Origin of the sequence: Methylocystis sp., assembly GCF_021731785.1 — a bacterium.
Taxonomy (GTDB): Bacteria; Pseudomonadota; Alphaproteobacteria; order Rhizobiales; family Beijerinckiaceae; genus Methylocystis.
In genome coordinates this window covers 1-17,325 of sequence record NZ_JAKFWS010000083.1, presented here as the reverse complement: position 1 = coordinate 17,325, position 17,325 = coordinate 1, and the positions used below count along the sequence as shown (strand labels likewise).

At 62.6% G+C, this 17,325-nt stretch carries 17 protein-coding genes; 8 read left to right on the top strand and 9 right to left on the bottom strand.

The window, feature by feature from the left end:
• The first annotated feature begins 2 nt into the window (after window positions 1–2).
• The 4 genes from QZ964_RS13880 to QZ964_RS13865 all read left to right on the top strand — a co-directional run bounded on the left by QZ964_RS13880 (window position 3) and on the right by QZ964_RS13865 (window position 2,616).
• A complete protein-coding gene (locus tag QZ964_RS13880) occupies window positions 3–1,061 on the top strand; it encodes a MaoC family dehydratase (protein WP_292532242.1) in 1,059 nt (352 codons plus the stop codon).
• 48 nt (window positions 1,062–1,109) lie between these two features.
• Window positions 1,110–1,526, top strand: coding sequence for a PRC-barrel domain-containing protein (locus QZ964_RS13875; protein ID WP_292532241.1), 417 nt, complete (start codon window positions 1,110–1,112; stop codon window positions 1,524–1,526).
• 75 nt (window positions 1,527–1,601) lie between these two features.
• Window positions 1,602–2,021: a PRC-barrel domain-containing protein gene (locus tag QZ964_RS13870; protein ID WP_292532240.1), complete on the top strand. Its 420-nt coding sequence runs from the start codon at window positions 1,602–1,604 to the stop codon at window positions 2,019–2,021.
• Between the two features lie 151 nt (window positions 2,022–2,172).
• A complete protein-coding gene (locus QZ964_RS13865; protein ID WP_292532239.1) occupies window positions 2,173–2,616 on the top strand; it encodes a PRC-barrel domain-containing protein in 444 nt (147 codons plus the stop codon).
• Window positions 2,617–2,681: 65 nt separating this feature from the next.
• Here QZ964_RS13865 and QZ964_RS13860 read toward each other — a convergent pair whose 3' ends face one another.
• The 3 genes from QZ964_RS13860 to QZ964_RS13850 form a co-directional block, all read right to left on the bottom strand.
• A complete protein-coding gene (locus QZ964_RS13860) occupies window positions 2,682–4,187 on the bottom strand; it encodes a replicative DNA helicase (RefSeq protein WP_292532238.1) in 1,506 nt (501 codons plus the stop codon).
• A 278-nt stretch (window positions 4,188–4,465) separates the two neighbouring features.
• Window positions 4,466–5,029 (bottom strand): 50S ribosomal protein L9, encoded by a 564-nt coding sequence (gene rplI / locus QZ964_RS13855; RefSeq protein ID WP_292532237.1) that lies wholly within the window; start codon window positions 5,027–5,029, stop codon window positions 4,466–4,468.
• A gap of 52 nt (window positions 5,030–5,081) precedes the next feature.
• Window positions 5,082–6,140: a DUF2232 domain-containing protein gene (locus QZ964_RS13850; protein ID WP_292532236.1), complete on the bottom strand. Its 1,059-nt coding sequence runs from the start codon at window positions 6,138–6,140 to the stop codon at window positions 5,082–5,084.
• Between the two features lie 117 nt (window positions 6,141–6,257).
• Between QZ964_RS13850 and QZ964_RS13845 the strand changes: the two genes are divergently transcribed.
• A complete protein-coding gene (locus tag QZ964_RS13845) occupies window positions 6,258–6,428 on the top strand; it encodes a hypothetical protein (RefSeq protein WP_292532235.1) in 171 nt (56 codons plus the stop codon).
• A 60-nt stretch (window positions 6,429–6,488) separates the two neighbouring features.
• Here QZ964_RS13845 and QZ964_RS13840 read toward each other — a convergent pair whose 3' ends face one another.
• Complete coding sequence (locus QZ964_RS13840) at window positions 6,489–9,044, bottom strand: FtsX-like permease family protein (protein WP_292532234.1); 2,556 nt, start codon at window positions 9,042–9,044, stop codon at window positions 6,489–6,491.
• A complete protein-coding gene (locus QZ964_RS13835; RefSeq protein ID WP_292532233.1) occupies window positions 9,041–9,730 on the bottom strand; it encodes an ABC transporter ATP-binding protein in 690 nt (229 codons plus the stop codon). Before QZ964_RS13835 ends, QZ964_RS13840 begins: the two co-directional genes overlap by 4 nt.
• An 11-nt stretch (window positions 9,731–9,741) precedes the next feature.
• Between QZ964_RS13835 and QZ964_RS13830 the strand changes: the two genes are divergently transcribed.
• Window positions 9,742–10,452 (top strand): arylesterase, encoded by a 711-nt coding sequence (locus tag QZ964_RS13830; RefSeq protein ID WP_292532232.1) that lies wholly within the window; start codon window positions 9,742–9,744, stop codon window positions 10,450–10,452.
• Window positions 10,453–10,482: 30 nt separating this feature from the next.
• Window positions 10,483–11,052, top strand: a complete 570-nt coding sequence (gene thpR, locus QZ964_RS13825) for an RNA 2',3'-cyclic phosphodiesterase (RefSeq protein ID WP_292532231.1) — start codon at window positions 10,483–10,485, stop codon at window positions 11,050–11,052.
• A gap of 26 nt (window positions 11,053–11,078) precedes the next feature.
• Here thpR and QZ964_RS13820 read toward each other — a convergent pair whose 3' ends face one another.
• Together QZ964_RS13820 and QZ964_RS13815 are read right to left on the bottom strand one after the other, a co-directional pair.
• Entirely contained in the window at window positions 11,079–12,101 is a 1,023-nt protein-coding gene (locus tag QZ964_RS13820) for a class I SAM-dependent methyltransferase (RefSeq protein ID WP_292532230.1), read from the bottom strand.
• Window positions 12,102–12,403: 302 nt separating this feature from the next.
• Complete coding sequence (locus QZ964_RS13815) at window positions 12,404–13,204, bottom strand: 1-acyl-sn-glycerol-3-phosphate acyltransferase (RefSeq protein WP_292532229.1); 801 nt, start codon at window positions 13,202–13,204, stop codon at window positions 12,404–12,406.
• Between the two features lie 245 nt (window positions 13,205–13,449).
• Here QZ964_RS13815 and guaB point away from each other — a divergent pair, with 245 nt between their 5' ends.
• Window positions 13,450–14,937: an IMP dehydrogenase gene (gene guaB, locus QZ964_RS13810; protein WP_292532228.1), complete on the top strand. Its 1,488-nt coding sequence runs from the start codon at window positions 13,450–13,452 to the stop codon at window positions 14,935–14,937.
• A 471-nt stretch (window positions 14,938–15,408) separates the two neighbouring features.
• On the opposite strand, the gene QZ964_RS13805 is transcribed toward guaB, so the two are convergent.
• Window positions 15,409–16,503, bottom strand: coding sequence for a helix-turn-helix transcriptional regulator (locus tag QZ964_RS13805; protein ID WP_292532227.1), 1,095 nt, complete (start codon window positions 16,501–16,503; stop codon window positions 15,409–15,411).
• 180 nt (window positions 16,504–16,683) lie between these two features.
• Window positions 16,684–17,082: a cytochrome C gene (locus QZ964_RS13800; protein WP_292532226.1), complete on the bottom strand. Its 399-nt coding sequence runs from the start codon at window positions 17,080–17,082 to the stop codon at window positions 16,684–16,686.
• Between the last annotated feature and the right edge of the window lie 243 nt (window positions 17,083–17,325).

The following is a 17,325-nucleotide window of genomic DNA, read 5'->3' as shown; positions in this document are numbered from 1 at the left end:
ACATGAGCAAGTCGAAGATCAACGTCGGCAATTTCTTTGAGGACTTCAAGATCGGCCAGATCATTCGCCACGCCGCGCCGCGCACGGTCACGGTCGGCGAGGTTGCGCTCTATACGGCGCTTTATCTGCCGCGTTTCGCCGTCCAGTCGTCGACGGCCTTTGCGCAGGCGATCGGCTATGAGCGCGCGCCGATCGACGATCTCTTGGTATTTCATCTCGTGCTCGGCAAGACGGTGCCGGACGTCTCGCTCAACGCCATCGCCAATCTCGGCTACGCCGATTTCAAATTTCTTGTTCCGGTCTATCCTGGCGACACGCTGTCGGCGACCTCAGAGGTCATCGGCCTTAAGGAAAACTCCAACAAGGAAACGGGCGTCGTCTATGTGCGCACGACAGGCGCGAATCAGCGCGGCGAGACCGTGCTGAGCTATGCGCGATGGGTCATGGTGAAGAAGCGCGACAAGGACGCCGCCGTTGGGCCGGATGTCGTTCCTGATCTGCCCAAGTCCGTCGATCCGTCACAGCTCGGCAAGGCGGCGCCGCTGATTAACGCCGCCGCTTATGACACGGCGCTTGCCGGCTCGCCCCATTTCTGGGGCGATTACGAAAAGGGCGAGAAGATCGACCATATCGACGGCATGACGGTCGAGGAGGCGGAGCACCAGCTCGCGACGCGGCTTTATCAGAACAACTCGAAAGTTCATTTCAATCAATATTATGAAGCACAAGGCCGGTTCGGGAAACGCATCATCTACGGCGGCCATGTCATATCGCTCGCCCGGGCTCTATCCTTCAACGGGCTGGAGAATGTCTTTCATATCTCGGCGGTGAACGGCGGGCGCCATGTCAATCCGCTGTTTGCCGGAGGAACTGTTTTCGCGTGGTCGGAAGTGCTGGATAAAGCGGAGATTCCCGGGCGGAAAGATATTGGCTCGCTGCGCCTGCGGCTTGTCGCCGCCAAGGACAGACCCTGCGCCGACTTTCCGCTCCAGGGCGCCGACGGCAAGCCCGACCCGTCGGTGCTGCTTGATCTTGATTATTGGGGCGTGCTGCCGCGGTGAATCAGCTATGATGCAGGGTCCTGTCAGCGATCTTGGGGGAATGGTCGGATGAACAAAACGTTGCTCGTTGCGCTTTCTTTGGGCGTGGCCATGGCGGTGGCGCAGCCCGTCTTCGCCGAGACGGCCGCGCCGGGAAGCAAGATCGTCGTGCCCATGGAGGCGTTGCCGCGCTATGGCTCGCTCGTTTCCGCCTGGTACAAAAAGCCGGTTTACGACACCAATGAGAAGAAAGTCGGCGTGATTACCGACATGCTGTTTTCCGGCGGCGAGATCAATGCCGTCATGCTCGATGTCGGCGGCTTTCTCGGCATTGGCGCCAAGCATGTCGCCATTCCGGCGGAATCGATCACCATCACCGAGAAGAACAACAAAAGCTGGTTGACCATCAATACGACGAAGGACGTCGTGAAGAAGGCCACCGGCTACAAATATGACGCGAAGGAACATGCCTGGAAGCAGATGTAGCAAACGCCGCGGCGAAGGGTTCGCTGAGGTCGTTTTCCGCGTTGCGTCAGGCGCTTTGTCAAAGAGGATTTTTTCATGCTGAAACATGTGGTCTTCGCAGCCTCGCTGGCCCTTGTCGCCTGCGCGGCGCTGCCGGCCGGCGCGCAACAAGCCCAAACCGAAACCATGGTCATCGTGCCGCTCGAACGGCTACCGGTCTATGGTTCGGTGGTCTCCGCGTGGTACAAGCAGCCGGTTTACGATCCCAACGAAAAGAAGCTCGGCACGATCGCCGACATGCTGTTTTCGGCTGACGGCTCGATCAATGCGGTGATGCTGAACGTCGGCGGATTCCTGGGGCTGGGCGTTAAGCATATTGCGATTCCGGTCTCCGCGATCACCATCACCCAGAAGAACAACAAGACCTGGCTGACGCTCAATACGACGAAGGAACTGCTGAAGAAAGCCCTCGCGTATAAGTTCGACAAAGCCACCGGCCTTTGGGATCCGATCTGATCGGTTGAATCTTGTTTCAAACGCCTGCGGCAGCGCTCAGGGCGCGCTGGATATCTGCGGCGAAGCTTGGAACATCGATCTTCGATGCTTGTTCTAAGCGCACAGGAACATTTGTTCGCTGTGACGCGATAACACATGCACGGAGACCATCATGCTCAAGTCTTACGTTCTTGCCGGCGCCATCGCAGCGGCGCTTTCAGGCGCTGCTTTGGCCGAACAGACGATGAATCGCACGACGGGCGGCGCTGCGATGGGTCGGCCGGACTTCCTGACCACGCTTCCGCAGAACGCGCTGCTCGTCTCGAACATTCACGAGCAGAATGTTTACGATCCGCAGGAGAATAAGATCGGCGAAATCAAGGATCTCGTGCTGGATCGCAGTGGCAAGATCACTGCGGCGATCGTTTCGGTCGGCGGCTTCCTTGGCATTGGCGAAAAGGATGTCGCAGTCGCCTTCGACAATATCAAGGCCGCTGAGCGCAATAACAAATGGTGGCTGACGATGAACGCCACCAAAGACGAATTGAAGAACGCGACGGGCTTCCGTTTCGACAAGAACAAGGGCCTGTGGACGCTCGGCAGCGCCGAGAAGTAACCGCCCGCTCAAAAAAAGCCTTTAGTACGAAGCGAAGGTCTCGCCGCTGGCGGCGAGGCCTTTCTTTACCTTTGCGCCGGCAGCTTGTCTTCGTCCGCGAGATTCGAAAAGCGCGTCACTTCCGCCTCGAAGGCGAGTTGCACGGTGCCTGTCGGCCCGTGACGCTGCTTGCCGATGATCGCTTCGGCGCGGCCATGCGCGCGCTCCATCTCAGCCATCCATTGGATATGTTCTTCGGTGCCTTCGCGCGGTTCGCGGTTGCGCAGGTAATATTCTTCTCGAAACACGAAGATGACGACGTCGGCGTCCTGCTCGATCGAGCCCGACTCGCGCAGATCAGACAGCTGCGGACGCTTGTCGTCGCGGTTCTCGACCTGACGGGAGAGTTGCGACAGCGCGATGATCGGCACGTTCAATTCTTTGGCGAGCGCCTTGAGGCCGGTGGTGATTTCGGTGAGCTCTTGCACGCGATTGTCGTTGCGTGAGCGCGAGCCAGAAAGCAGTTGAATGTAGTCGACGACCAAGAGATCGAGTCCTTTCTGTCGCTTCAGACGCCGCGCCCGCGCCGTGAGCTGCGCGATCGAGATGCCGCCGCTCTGGTCGATGTAGAAGGGAATGCTCTGCATGTGCCGTGCGGCGTCGGCGATGCGGCGAAAGTCGTCCTCGTTGATGTCGCCGCGCCGGATTTTATAGCTCGCGACGCCGGACTGTTCGGCGATGACGCGGGTCGCCAGCTGTTCGGCCGACATTTCCAAAGAGAAGAACCCGACGATCCCGCCATTGACGGTCTTGTGCGTTCCGTCGGGTTCGGTTTCGAATTGATAGGCGCTCGCGACATTGAAGGCGACGTTGGTGGCGAGCGCCGTCTTGCCCATGCCGGGACGCCCGGCGACGATGATAAGATCGGATTTCTGCAGGCCGCCCATCTTGTCGTCGAGATCGAGAAGGCCGGTGGCGACGCCCGACAGATGGCCGTCGCGCATATAGGCGCTGCTCGCCATATCGAGCGCGGTGGTGAGCGCGTCGGCGAAGCGCTGAAAGCCGCCGTCGTAGCGGCCGGTCTCGGCGATCGAATAGAGTTGGCGCTCGGCCTCCTCGATCTGCGCGCGCGGCGGCGAATCGATCGGCGAATCATAGGCAGTATTGACGATGTCCTGGCCGATGACGATGAGCTCGCGGCGAACCGCAAGGTCATGCACGGTGCGGCCATAGTCTTCGGCGTTGATGATCGTCGTCGCCTCTGCGGCGAGTCGCGCCAAATAGGCCTGGATCGTCACGCCTGCCGGCAGTTCGATCTCGGGGAGGAACGTCTTGAGCGTGACGACAGTCGCGAGCTTGCCGGCGCGAATGAGTTGCGCTGCGACTTCATAGATGCGGCGGTGCAGTTCCTCCGAGAAATGCTCGGGCTTTAAAAAGTCCGAGACTCTGTCGAAAGCGTCATTGTTGACGAGAATGGCGCCGAGCAGCGCCTGTTCGGCTTCGATATTGTGTGGCGGCGCGCGATAGGCGGGCGCATCCGGCTGCGCGATCTGAATCGCACGCCGGCCCGCCAATTGTTCGATTGGTGGCATCGGTCTTTGTTGACTTTGCGAGACAGCCCTTGGTCGCGAACGCGACGCGCGACTCGTCGGGGGGAAGTTAACAATACATTAACGTGCTGGCGTCGCCACATCCATTTGCGCGCGTCTCTCCAAAGCGCGGCGTTACGAGTCATATCCACACGAGAAAAATAATCTTCGACTGTGCGAAGCATCGCGCTTGCGCTGACGCGAGAATCGGAGGTGAGGCTGGCCGAAAGAAAAACGGCGGCCGAAAGGGCCGCCGATTGACAGTTTCAATTTGCGAAAGCTTACATCTCGACGTCGCCGGCTTCGGCCAGAGCCGCGCCAACTTCAAGGCCGAGATCGTCCATCGACGTCTCTTCCTTGAGCGTGACGCTCTCGCCGCGCGACTGACGCTCGGCCTCTTCTTCCGAACGGGCGACGTTGATGGTGACGCTCACGTCGACTTCCGGGTGCAGATGCACGGGCATCTGATGAAGACCCAATGTCTTGATCGGGTGCACCAGGACGATCTGATCGCGGTTAACCGAGAACCCGCCGGCGGTGGCCGCTTCGGCGATATCGCGCGCTGAAACCGAACCATAGAGCTGGCCGCTCTCGCCCGCCTGGCGAATGATCGTGAAGCTCTGGCCGTTCAGTTTCTCGGCGACGGCGGCGGCTTCCTTCTTGGCTTCGAGATTGCGCGCCTCGATCTGGGCCCGCTGCGTCTCGAAATGCTTCTTGTTGTTTTCCGTCGCCCGCAGCGCCTTGCCGCGCGCCAGCAAGAAATTGCGGGCATAGCCGTCGCGCACGCGCACGGTGTCGCCCATCTGGCCAAGCTTGGCCACGCGTTCAAGCAGAATGACGTCCATCTGTCCTATATCTCCGGGATTGCGGGCTATGTCGAGAAAAACCGGGTGAAAGTCAATCCGGTTTTTGCATGGCGGCCGGGCCGGCGTCGTTCATCCGGGCCCGATAGTTGAAGATGAGGTCGGCTAATCCCAGCGCGGCGAAAAACAGGATCGGCCAGCCCAGGAATCCGAGGGTGAAATAGATAATCGCCAGGACAAGGGCGCTCGAGCGCGAACCGCGCAGGAAAATATGCGCGACGGCGAGTCCCTGGAACGCGAGAAGCAATCCCGTGGTCGTCGCCAGCACCATCCCGATCGGTCCGGCGGGCCCATCGAAGAAGGTTAGCGCGATCCCGCTCAGGAAGAGGCCGCCAATCGCCTTTGGAACGCGGAATTCCTTGGCGATGTCCGGCCAGGGGCGGCCGAGCAGCTTGGAGGCTTGAGCGATCCGTGCGGCGAGCCACAAATTGACGACGTGGATCAAGAGGCCGTAGCCGGCGAGAAACGCTGGAACGGCGCGCGCCACCGAAGCGGAAAGCGTCGTCGGATCGATCTTATCGCCAAGGTCGCGTTCCTTGACCATGAGGTCGAGCAAGATGAAGGCGCGCGCCCGGATCGGGTTGAGCGCCTCGTCAAGCGAGCCGAAGATGACGCTTGCGACAATCAGCCAGAAGATGATCGCCGTCGCCAGAAAGGCCGCCGGCGCGAGCGCCGCCCAGCCCGGCAGATTGCTCGTCAGCCTGTCCCGGCCGCCGCGCGGCGCTCCCGACGCCGCATAAACGGCGCTCCAGGCCGGCGCCGCGATCAACAGCGCATAGGCCATTCCGATCACCGGATTGAGCCACAGGGACAGGATCACCGAGGCGAGGATCGCCGACGTCGCACCATGGATGAGACCGAAAGCGAAGGCGACGATCATGATCGTCAAAGGCGCAAGATGCGCCAGAAGGATTCCGCCGAGGCCGCCCCGCGCCACCACGGCGAAGATCACGGCCGCGGCGACGCCGCCGAGAATCGACACGGCGAAATTCGGCCAGGAGAGAACGCTCTTTTCGGGCACGGGCGATCGGGCTTTCGGGTTGACATGGCTGGGCGCGGAAAGGCGCGCGGCAAGCCAAGAAGCGCCAGACATGCGGAGACGTCGGCGCGCGCTTGCTTTTAGGCCGGACGGGCCGGGAGGGCAAGCCTTGGGGGACGCTGCGTTCTCCGCCAGGAGCCGACTGGATATCATCGCCTAAAGGAGCCGACCATGCCGTCCGCCTTGACCAAAGCCGCCGAAGGCTACCCCCGCCGCGCCTTTAAGGTCGATGAGATCATCGCCATGCAGGACGCCGGGATCAGCGTGACGCGCAAAGGGCCGGATGAAACATTGAGCTGCGCGGCGGTCCTCGAATTCAAATTCCGTCTCGTAGACGCCTGACGCGGACTTCGATTAAGCGCTCATATTGCCGCGATGATATGCGTTCATTGCGCATCGCCATCACAACTCGCGCAATTCCGGCCCCGGCCTTCGCGACAGTACGCGCCAAGTCCCGGCGAGGCCAAGGCCGATCGTGACGCCGAGCGCCGCCAGCGTCGTCGCCGCCACGGTTCCGGGCAGGAAGGCGAAATCGATCTTCATCACGATCGTCGTCATGGCGTAGGCGGCGCCTGCGCCGGCGGCGAGCGCGATCAGCGAGGCGGCGAGACCCACCAGCCCGAATTCCAGCGCATAGGCTGTGGCGAGCCAGAGCCGGGTTGCGCCGAGGGTTTTCAGCACAACTGCGTCGTGGACCCTCGCGCGTTGGCCGCTTGCAAGCGCGCTCGCCAGCGCCAGGATCGCCGTGACGATGGCGAGTCCCGCCGCGGCGCGCGCCGCCAGCGCCAACTGCCCGGCGATCTTGTCGATCGCCGCGAGCGCATCCTTGACGCGCACCGAAACGACGCTCGGAAAGCGTTTGGCCGCTTCGCGCGTGAGGCGGGCGTCGCTGGCGTCGCGCGCCTCGACCGTCGGCGCGCCGTAAGCGACGGTGAAGAGTTCGGTGTATGGCGCGCCGTCGAAGACATTGGGTGAAAACACCATGACGAAATTGATGGCGTAGCTGCGCCAGTCGACTTTGCGCAGACTGGCGATCTTCGCGGTAATCTCTCGGCCGAGCACATTGACCCGGATCGCGTCGCCGATGGTCAATCCCAAACCCTCGGCGATTCTCTGCTCCAGCGAGACGAGCGGCGGCCCGGCGTAATCAGCCGGCCACCATTCCCCTTCCGCCAGCGTAGAGTTCGCCGGAACAGTCGCGGAAAACGTCACGCCGCGGTCGCCTTCGAGCGCCCATTTGGCGTCGTCGGCGACGGCGATCTTGTCGACGGGCTTATCTTTCACGGCGACGATGCGCCCGCGCATCATCGGCACATGTTCGACGCGCGCGCCGGGCGCTTTGGCCAAAACGAAATCGGCGAAGGCCTGGGTCTGCGCCTTCGGAATGTCGATGAAGAAGAAGTTGGGAATTTCTCCGGCGTCAGCGCGCGCCAGCTCGTTGTGAATGGCGCCTTCGACGAGCGCGAGCGCAATGAGCAGCGTTTGCGTCAGGCCGATGGAGATCATCAGCGCCGGCGTCAGGCTTTTCGGCCTCCAGATGTTGGCCAGCGCGAACCGCAGCCGCGCATCTCGCGCACGGGGGAGCGCGCGCGCCAGTCGCATGGCGAGCCATGCGGCGCCGCGCAGCGCGGCGAAGGCCGCAACGGCGGCGGCGACATAGGCCGCGCCGAGCTTCACGTCGAAGGATGCGGTCATGACCAAAGCGGCAAGCGCGATCGCCGCCGCCGCCGCGCCCAGGCGATAGCGCGTGAGAGTCGCGCCCCTGGAATCGTCGCGCAGCAGCGCCGCGACAGGCGTTGCATGCGCGCGGCCCAGCGGGACGAGCGCGAAGATCAACACAACGAGCAATCCGTAGAGCGCGCCAAAGAACGCCCCCTGTGCGTCGAGCGCGGCGGATACCGGCAGATCGGCGAGTTCGCGCAGCGCCTGCGCCCCGGCCCAGGGAATGAGCGCGCCGATGGCGAGCCCGATCAAAATGGCGAAGGCCGCCGCCACCAGAACCTGGGCGAGGGCGATCTTAAACACGCGCGACCCTTCCGCGCCGAGCGCCTTGAGAATCGCGAATTGCGCCCGCTTGCGTTCGACGAAGCCCTGCACGGCGTTCGCCACGCCCGCGCCGCCGGCGACAAGGGCGGTGAGCGCGACGAGCGTCAGCAATTGCGCGAAGCGGTCGAGATTGCGCGAGAACTGCGGCGAGACGGCGTCGCGGGTGCGCGCTTCCCATCCGGCTTGCGGAAAGGCGGCCGCGGCGTCGGCGGCGAAAGCTTTCGCGTCCGCATCGCCTGCGCCATTGAGAGTGACCCGGATGACATTTCTGACGATCGCGCCCGGCGAGGCCAATTGCGCGCCCGAGAGCGCCGCGCGGCTCATCATCACGCGCGGACCGAAGCCGACCCCGCCGGCGAGCTTGTCGGGTTCGCTGCGCAGCATCGTCCGCAGCAAAAAGCGCGAAACGCCGATCGTCACCGTCTCGCCGAGCTTGGCGTCGAGGCGCGCGAGCAGCGTGGGATCGACGGCGACGCCGGGCAGCCCATCCCGCTCCGCCAACGCTTCGGCCAAAGGCATCTCGGGTTCGAGCGCGACTGCGCCGAAGGCGGGATAAGTCTGCGGATCGACGGCCTTGATTTCCACCAGCGCCGCTTCGCCGTCGTCGCGCCTCGCCATCGCCCGCATCAGCGAGACTTCGGACAGCCGTCCCCGCGCCTCGAAAAACGCGCGCTGCTCTGGCGAAAACGCCCGGGAAACGAGGCTGAACGAGGCGTCGCCGCCCAAAATCGTTCGGCCCTCGCGCGCGAGCCCCTGCGCCAGCGACCGCGACAGGCCCGACACGCCGGAAATTGCGGCGACGCCGATGACGATGCAGGCGATGAAGACGCCAAAGCCGCGCGGATCGCCGAGCAGGTCGCGCAGCGCGAAGCGCAGGGCGAAGGGCAGGGCGCTGAAGCGTAGCGCGCTCATGATGCAGCCCGCTCGTTCGCCTCGACGCGGCCCGAACGCAGCAGCACGCGACGGTTGCAACGGTCGGCGAGCGCGGGATCATGGGTGACGAGCACCAGCGTCGCGCCGCGGCGCCGTTGCTGCGCAAAAATCAGGTCGATCACCGCGGCGCCGGTTTCGGAATCGAGATTGCCGGTAGGCTCGTCCGCCGCAAGTATAAGCGGGTCGGGAGCCAGCGCCCGAGCGAGCGCCACGCGCTGCTGCTCGCCGCCCGAAAGCTGCGCCGGATAGTGGGACAGGCGCTCAGCGAGTCCGACCGCCGCAAGCTCGGCCTCGGCGCGCTGGAAAGCGTCGGATTTGCCGGCTAATTCCAACGGAACGGCGACGTTCTCCAGCGCCGTCATGGTCGGGATCAACTGGAAAGACTGGAAAACGATTCCTATGTTTGCTCCGCGGAAACGTGCCAGCGCGTCCTCCGAAAGCGCGCCCAGATCGCGCCCGTCGATCCTGACGCTTCCGGCGTCGGGTCGCTCCAGTCCGGCGAGGGTCATGAGCAACGTCGATTTGCCGGAGCCGGAGGGTCCCAAAAGAGCGACCGTCTCGCCCTGCGCCACGCTCAGGCTGACATTCTTGAGCACATGCACGCGGGCGGCGCCTTCGCCTAAAGTGAGATCGACGCCCTCAACCTCGATAATTTGTCGCCGCACGGAGCAAAACCTTGATTGATGCGCCGCATTCGACGCCCTTGGTCCACTCGCCTTATGGCGCTTTCCGCCGTCCTCTCCAAGCCGCGGCTCTCGCCGTTCTGACGCTCTTCACGCTCGCGGTTGCGCCGGCGCAGGCCCAGCCGGTCCGGATTCTGGCGTTCGGCGACAGTCTGACGGCTGGCGCCGGCATCGCCGCCGAGGATTCGCTTCCGGCGCAGCTCAAGAGGCGCTTGAGCGACGATGGGTTCGACGTCGAAGTCGTGCAAGGAGGCGTTTCCGGCGACACCACGACGACGGGGTTGGCGCGCCTCGACTATACGCTGGGCGCCGGCCCGTTCGACATCGCCATCGTCGAACTGGGCGCAAACGACATGCTCAACGGGCACGACCCCAAGACGGCGCGGGCCAATCTTGATCAAATTCTTACCGTGCTACAGCAGAAAGGCGTTCGTCCGATCCTGACGGCGATGGCGTCGAGCGCCAATCACGGGCAAGCTTACAAGCGGGATTTCGATTCGATGTTTCCGGAGCTTGCCGCCAAACATCAGGTGCCGCTCGTGCCCTTCATCTTGGAAGGCGTCTGGGGTTCGCCCGCACTGCTCATTTCCGACGGCGTTCATCCAAACGGCGCCGGCGTGGCGAAAATCGTGAAAAAGCTTGCGCCCTATGTCGAAAAAACGCTCATCTCGATGGGGGCGAGCAAGAGTTCGCGCGCACAATGAGACGGCGCGATTCCGTTTGGGGAGGATGTCATGCCCAGACTGTTCACGGCCTTGGAGATTCCCCGACCAATCGCGGAAAGCATTGCGCGGCTGCGCGGCGGAATCCCCGGCGCCCGCTGGATCGACGTTGAGAATTATCATGTCACCTTGCGCTTCATCGGCGATGTGGATGACGCTTTCGCGCGCGACGCGGCGAATGCGCTTTCGTTCATCCGTCGACCGGAAGTCACGGTAACTTTCGACCAATTGACGTCCTTTGGCGGCGACAAGCCGCGCGCCATCGTCGCGCGCGCAAGACCGGAGCCGGCGCTGATCGAGATGCAGGCCGAACAGGAGCGCCTGCTGCGCCGGATCGGCGCGCCGCCGGAGCCGCGCAAATTCATCCCGCATGTGACGCTGGCGCGGCTGCGCGGCGCCAGCGCCGGCGCCGTCGCCGCCTATCTCGGGACGCGCGGCTATTTCCCGCCGCTGCGCTTCACCGCCGAGCGCTTCGTGCTCTATTCGTCGCGCGATTCAGTCGGCGGCGGTCCCTATATCGTCGAGGCGGAATACCCGCTGAGCGCGGCGCCGCAAGCGCTGACAGGGACGGCGGGGGGATAAGCGCAGGGCGTGTTCTCGGCGGGGAACTACCGCAGCGCGGGCTTGCGGCCTTCCTTGCGACCGAAGAGTTCGTAATGGGCGAGCGGATTCATCCCGCTTTGCGCCACGTCCGGGTTTTGTCGCAAATATCCGTTCGTCGAGAAAAAGGGTCCCGGATCGAGGCCCTCATTCGCCCCATGCAGGAGATAATGCATGGCGGCGTCGCCCGCGAACCAAACGCGCTCGGCATAGAAGGCAGGATCGAACAGGACGGAAGTCTTCAGGGCGAGATAGGGCTTGACGAGCTTCACGTCGCGCCTGCGCAGCAATAATTCGAAGGCTCTCGCCATCGCAAAGGCGCGGTCGAGTCGGGCGCGTCCGTAACGCTGCGACATGCTCTCGAAAATCTGACAGCTGCGCTCGTTCTCGATGACGCTCGCCTCGTCCTCGATGACCTTTTGAAGAATGTCCTGGCGGCGCGCGTAATGCGCGGCGGTCTCCGGCTCGGAGAAGGTCTTGTATGAGTCGAGGCGCAAATGCGCGTAAGATCCGCCTTGCACTTTATCGTCGATCACTTCTTCGACGATGAAGGGCGACAGGCCGAGGAAATAGGCGTCGGTCAGGAGCAGTCTGAAGCTGTTTGGCGTGAAGGCGGAGCAATGAACGTCGAAATAGGTTTCGTCGTTTTCCACTCGCTGTCGCGCCCAGTCTTCGAAAGCCTCGCGCAAATTCCGTTCGGCGACAAAGCTGAACGAGGCGGCGGACGCCTCCTCGCCGGCGCCTCTCGCGATCATGCTGACCTGCTCGAAGATCTGAGCGCAGGTCGGACGCTCCCTTTCCTCGAAAAACGCTTCGATCCAGGCGGTCAGGCTCGTCCGCGGCCGGTAGAAATCAAGGCATCCGCTTTTGTCGGGAACAACGATGGAGAGAAAGCCGCCCGAGTTGAGGACGCGCCCGCAGGCCTGCAGAAATTTTATCGGATTGGGAAGATGCTCGAAATTATTCGCGGAGATGATGTAGTCGAAAGGCTCGGTCTCCCCCGCGTCGCGGCATATTTCGTCGATGCGCATGGCGTCGCCGACGAGATCGAGGATTCGACCTGAGCGGCCTGCTCGGCCGAAAGAAAAGGATCGGCGGCGGCGCGACGCCTAATAGTCTCCGTGTCGAAAACATCGAGATAGAGGCAATTATAGCCGTCGCGCTTCGAGGCGAGGGGCGAGAAATAGGGGCCGAGCTCGATGCCTCTGGCGTCTTTGTCGGCATGTTTGAGAATTTCATTTCGGCGGCTCATTTTTGCTCAATCGCTTTCGCGGCGAAAATCATCACCGCGCGAAGACGGTGGCGCGCCGGCTTGACGAAGCGGAAGGGCCGGTCAACTTTCCGGCGCCTCCTTCACCATTCGCGCGGTCGCCTCTTTCGCGCGACCCTTTTCAACGATCGCCGCGAGCGACGGGTCCTTCGCCACCGCCTCATCGATCAGCCGATTGGACGTTTCCTCGATCTCCCCCGTCAGCCGATTGAAAAAATCGCGCGCCACCATTCCTGGCGCGATCAGCGGCAGGAATTCGATCACCACCGTTCCCGGCCGGACGATGAACGACCGGCGCGGCCAAAAGAGCCCCGAATTCACCGCAACCGGCAACACCGGCGTGTCGGTCGCGGCGTAAAGCTGGGCGACGCCGAATCTGTATTGCGGCGGCGCTCCGGCCGGACGGCGGGTGCCTTCAGGGAAAATGAAGAGCTGACGTCCCTGTGTGAAGATTTTCTTCGATTTGGCGATCAGCTGCGGCATGAGCTTGCCGCCTTTGGCGCGATCGATGGCGATCTGCTCGGCGGCCAGCAGATACCAACCGAAAAAAGGCAGCCAGATCAGCTCGTGCTTCAAGATGTAGCTGAAGTCGGGAAATTTGATCGGCAGGACGAAGGTTTCCCAGATCGACTGGTGCTTGCAAGCGACGATCACCGCTCCTTTCGGGATGTTTTCGAGTCCCCGCCAATCGATCTTCAGTCCGCAGATTTTGTCGAGCAGCCAGAGATTGGCGCGCCCCCAAGTGCGCCCGAGCTCCTGATTGATCTGGCGCCGCATCGGCATCGCCGGCAGCCAAATGATCATCAGCCCGAACATGTTCAGGAAAAACAGAATCTGAAAAACGAGCGAGCGCAGGAAGAGCATTGGCGAAATCGGGCGCGAGGAGGACGTCGGGCGCTTTTTAGGGCGCCATGGAGCGCATAAACAAGGCTTATCAGAATCGCGCCGACGATGATCCGCTCTTGGCCCTCCAATCCGCCCGTGGCGCCTGTCATTTGCCTTCGGCCTGAATAATGCTATGAGCACCCGCCAACCCCTGACGGCGCAGGCCGTCATTTTTCCATTCACGGCTGACGCGCTCGCGCCGCCGCGCAAAGGAGTTGGCGCCTATGGCCATATCGCCCATCACGTTGACCGAAGCGCTCACCTTCGATGACGTGCTGCTGCGGCCAGGCCATTCGAGGGTGATGCCGTCCGGCGTCGATGTTACGACCCGCTTGACCCGCGAAATCTCGCTCAATCTGCCGATCGTCTCGGCGGCCATGGACACGGTCACCGAGGCGCGTCTCGCCATCGCCATGGCGCAGGCGGGCGGCATCGGCGTCCTCCACCAAAACCTGTCGCCGGCCGCGCAGGCGGCGGAAGTGCGCAAGGTCAAGCGCTACGAAAGCGGCATGGTGATCGATCCGATCACCATCTTCCCCGACGAAACCCTCGCCGATGCGCTCGCCCTGATGGCGGGCCACGGCATTTCCGGAATTCCGGTCGTGGAGCGCGCCGGCGACGGCGGCATGGGTAGGCTCGTCGGCATTCTCACCAATCGCGATGTGCGCTTCGCCCAGGACCGCAGCCAACCGGTGGCTGAACTGATGACGAAAAGGCTCGTCACGGTGCGGGAAGGCGTGGGGCAGGCGGAAGCCCAACGGCTGCTGCACGAACATCGCATCGAGAAACTCCTCGTCGTCGATGAAGATTATCGCTGCGTCGGGCTCGTCACCGTCAAGGACATCGAGAAGGCGACGCTTCACCCATACGCCTGCAAGGATCACGAGGGACGGCTGCGCGTCGCTGCAGCATCGACCGTCGGCGACCACGGCTTCGAGCGCGCGCTTCAGCTGATCGACGCCGGCGTCGACTGCGTGGTGATCGACACGGCGCATGGGCATTCGCAGGCGGTGATCGATCAGGTGGCGCGGGTGAAGAAAGCGTCGAACAAGGTGTCGATCATCGCCGGCAACATCGCCACCGCCGAAGCCGCCAAGGCGCTGATCGGCGCCGGGGCCGACGCCATCAAGGTTGGCATCGGACCCGGTTCGATCTGCACGACAAGAATTGTCGCTGGCGTGGGTGTGCCGCAGCTCACTGCAATCATGGAGGCGGCTGAAGAGGCGCGTAGAGCCGACGTGCCGGTGATCGCCGACGGCGGCGTCAAATATTCAGGCGACCTTGCGAAGGCGATCGCGGCGGGGGCGGACGTCGTCATGATCGGCTCGCTCTTCGCCGGCGCCGAGGAATCGCCCGGCGAGGTGTTTTTGTATCAGGGCCGCTCGTTCAAAGCCTATCGCGGCATGGGATCGGTGGGCGCGATGACCGCCGGGTCGGCGACACGCTATTTTCAGGGCGATGTGAAGGAACAGCTCAAACTGGTGCCTGAGGGGATCGAAGGGCAGGTGCCTTATCGCGGCCCGATCGCGCCAATTCTTTACCAGTTGGCGGGCGGCCTGCGCGCCGCGATGGGCTATGTCGGCGCCCCGACGATCAAGGAGTTTCAGGAGCGCGCGCAATTTGTTCGCATCACCAACGCCGGATTGCGCGAAAGCCATGTGCATGACGTAGCGATCACGCGCGAAAGCCCGAACTATCCGACAGGCGTTTGAGACGGGCAAAAAAAAGGGGCCGCGCAACGGCCCCTAAGCCATGGGAGAAAAGTGAAGGAGGAAACGTCTGGAATGCAAAACAGCTTAAAAGTGAGCGCCAGATAAGAGAACAATGAGAGCGGGCTCCCTCGTCCAAGGGCTTGAGCCTCTCAACGTTCATTAAAAAGTTACGATAAAATTCGTTCCTGCGCGTCATTCGAATTGATGATGACGGGTACTTTTTTTAGAGGCGCGAAGAAGGGCCTCGCAAGGGCCCACCAAATTTGAGTCAGAAAGGGCTGTTCGTAGAATTACTCAAATGGCGGGTTGAAAATTGAGCGCGTAGTATGGAACCCCGAGTTTTTGAAGCGTCCGCGGAAATTTCGTCCGCCCCCCCGACGTTCAAGGAAAACGTTAAGACAAAGAAAACGGGCCGGCATCATCCAAATGGATGAGACCGGTCTAAAATTAATTTAAATCAATTGTATACGCTTATTCGTCCTTTGGCCCGCCGAGCGCGGCCAGTCCGCTAAGAAGCGCGACCACTTCCGCCTGCCGGTTGCAGCCGGTTTTTTCCATCACGCCGCGCAGATGGGTGCGCACAGTGTTGCGCGACACGGACTGCTCGGCCGCGATGTCTTCGAGGTTCTTGCCGGCGACAAGGCCGCGGGCGACGCGCGCCTCGGCGGGCGTGAGATCGTAGAGCGACTGAACCAGCTCGGTCGCCGGGGCTTGGGGCGAGCCGACCGGCGTCATCACCAGAACCGCCGCGCAGCGCACGAAAATGTCCCGCGCTGCGCCGCGGATCGGCACAAGATTGGCGATCATCGGACTTGCGCCGTCGCCTGAGCGGGCCGCGAAGGATCTCGGCGCGCCGACGCGGTCGTGATCGAGCGCATTCATCGCTTGACGCAGGAGACCGTCGGCGGCGGCGTCGATGAGCGACACGCGGTCATGCGCGCGCCAGCGGACATAATTGCTCAGTCCGCCGCTCGGGTCGTTGGCCGAAATGACGCGCCCGTCGTCGTCTAGCACGAGCGCAGGAAGGCCGATGAGCGCGAAGGTTTCGCCGGCGACTCGCGCGCGCTCGAGCTGTAGCCGCGTGGCGAGGAACGCGGCGCGCGCCAGATGCGGGCGCAGTTCGTCGAGCTGGCGGATGATCGAGGGCTCGACCGGTCCGCGATTATGCGCGCGCTCGAGGCAGATGATGCCGGTGTCGCCGGTCGGCAGCGAGATCGCCGTCGCGGCGCTGAATCCGAGCCCGCGCGGCCGCAGGAATTCAGAGTAGTTGGGATCGCGTTCGAGCTCCTCCGCCGTATAGACGTCATCATCGGTGAGAAAGCCCGGATGGCGCCGGCTGAACAGCTTGCCGCCGCGCGTGCAATTGCTCAACCAGTCGCCGCGCATGAAGTTCTCGACATGCTCGCAAATCGCTGGAGACGCCGTCCATCGTGAGACTCGTTCGCGCGCCGCGAACAGCACGCCTCCCTGCGCTTCGGCCAGATGTGAAAGCTCGTCGAGGACATCCGGCCACATGTCCGGCGCAAATGAACATTCGTAAATGCGGTCGATGAGTTCCTGAACCATCCTCAAAATCTCTTGTTGGACGGCCACGCTAAAGGCGCGAGCGCTCGAAATAATTCCTATGCAAACGTGCGGCCGGCGAGATGGTTCCAGCCGGCCGCCCTATTGGCGCGGTGATCGATTCCAAAAGTTCAGAGCGCGCTCTTCTGCGAAAAACCGGATTCCACTTTTTCGCGGCGCGCTCTAGTGCCTGCCGGCGTCGATCGCGACCCCTTTGCGCTCCTTATGGATATAGGCGATGAACGCCGTCATCTTCGGATCGTCGGCCGGAAGCGCGGCTCCCTGCAGCGGGTTTCTGATGCACCAGTTCACCATTTCGAACAGCTGCGCGACCTTGCCAAGCTGCTTTTGGAATTTCGGATAAGTCTCCGGATGGGTGTTTGCGGCGTTGGGATGGCACTGCGCGCAGGCCACGCCGTTCGTGCCTACAGCTCCACTGGTCCAAAGCTCGCGGCCTTTCTTCGCGACGGAATCAAATTCGCCCTGCCAGCGGTCGATGTCCGTCGTCGTAAATTCGTCGGCGCGCGTTGCCGGCGAAAGCAGCACAGCGCTCAAAACAAGCGCAATCGTGTAGCGGCGCATCGTCACTCTCCTCGACCTAGTGCTCAGATTCCTTGAATCCGCTCATATGCGGTGGATTCCGTCGGAGCACTGCTGCGTTTATACACTTGTTCAGCGATTTGCTGAACGAGATAGGTTGATCATGGCGGCTCCACGTCGAGTGATCGAGTTGGCGTTTACGGAGAGCGACCTGGCGGAGTTAATGAGGCTTGCGCGTTCGCGGACAGAACCGGCGAGCCGGGTCGAACGCGCGCGGATGCTCCT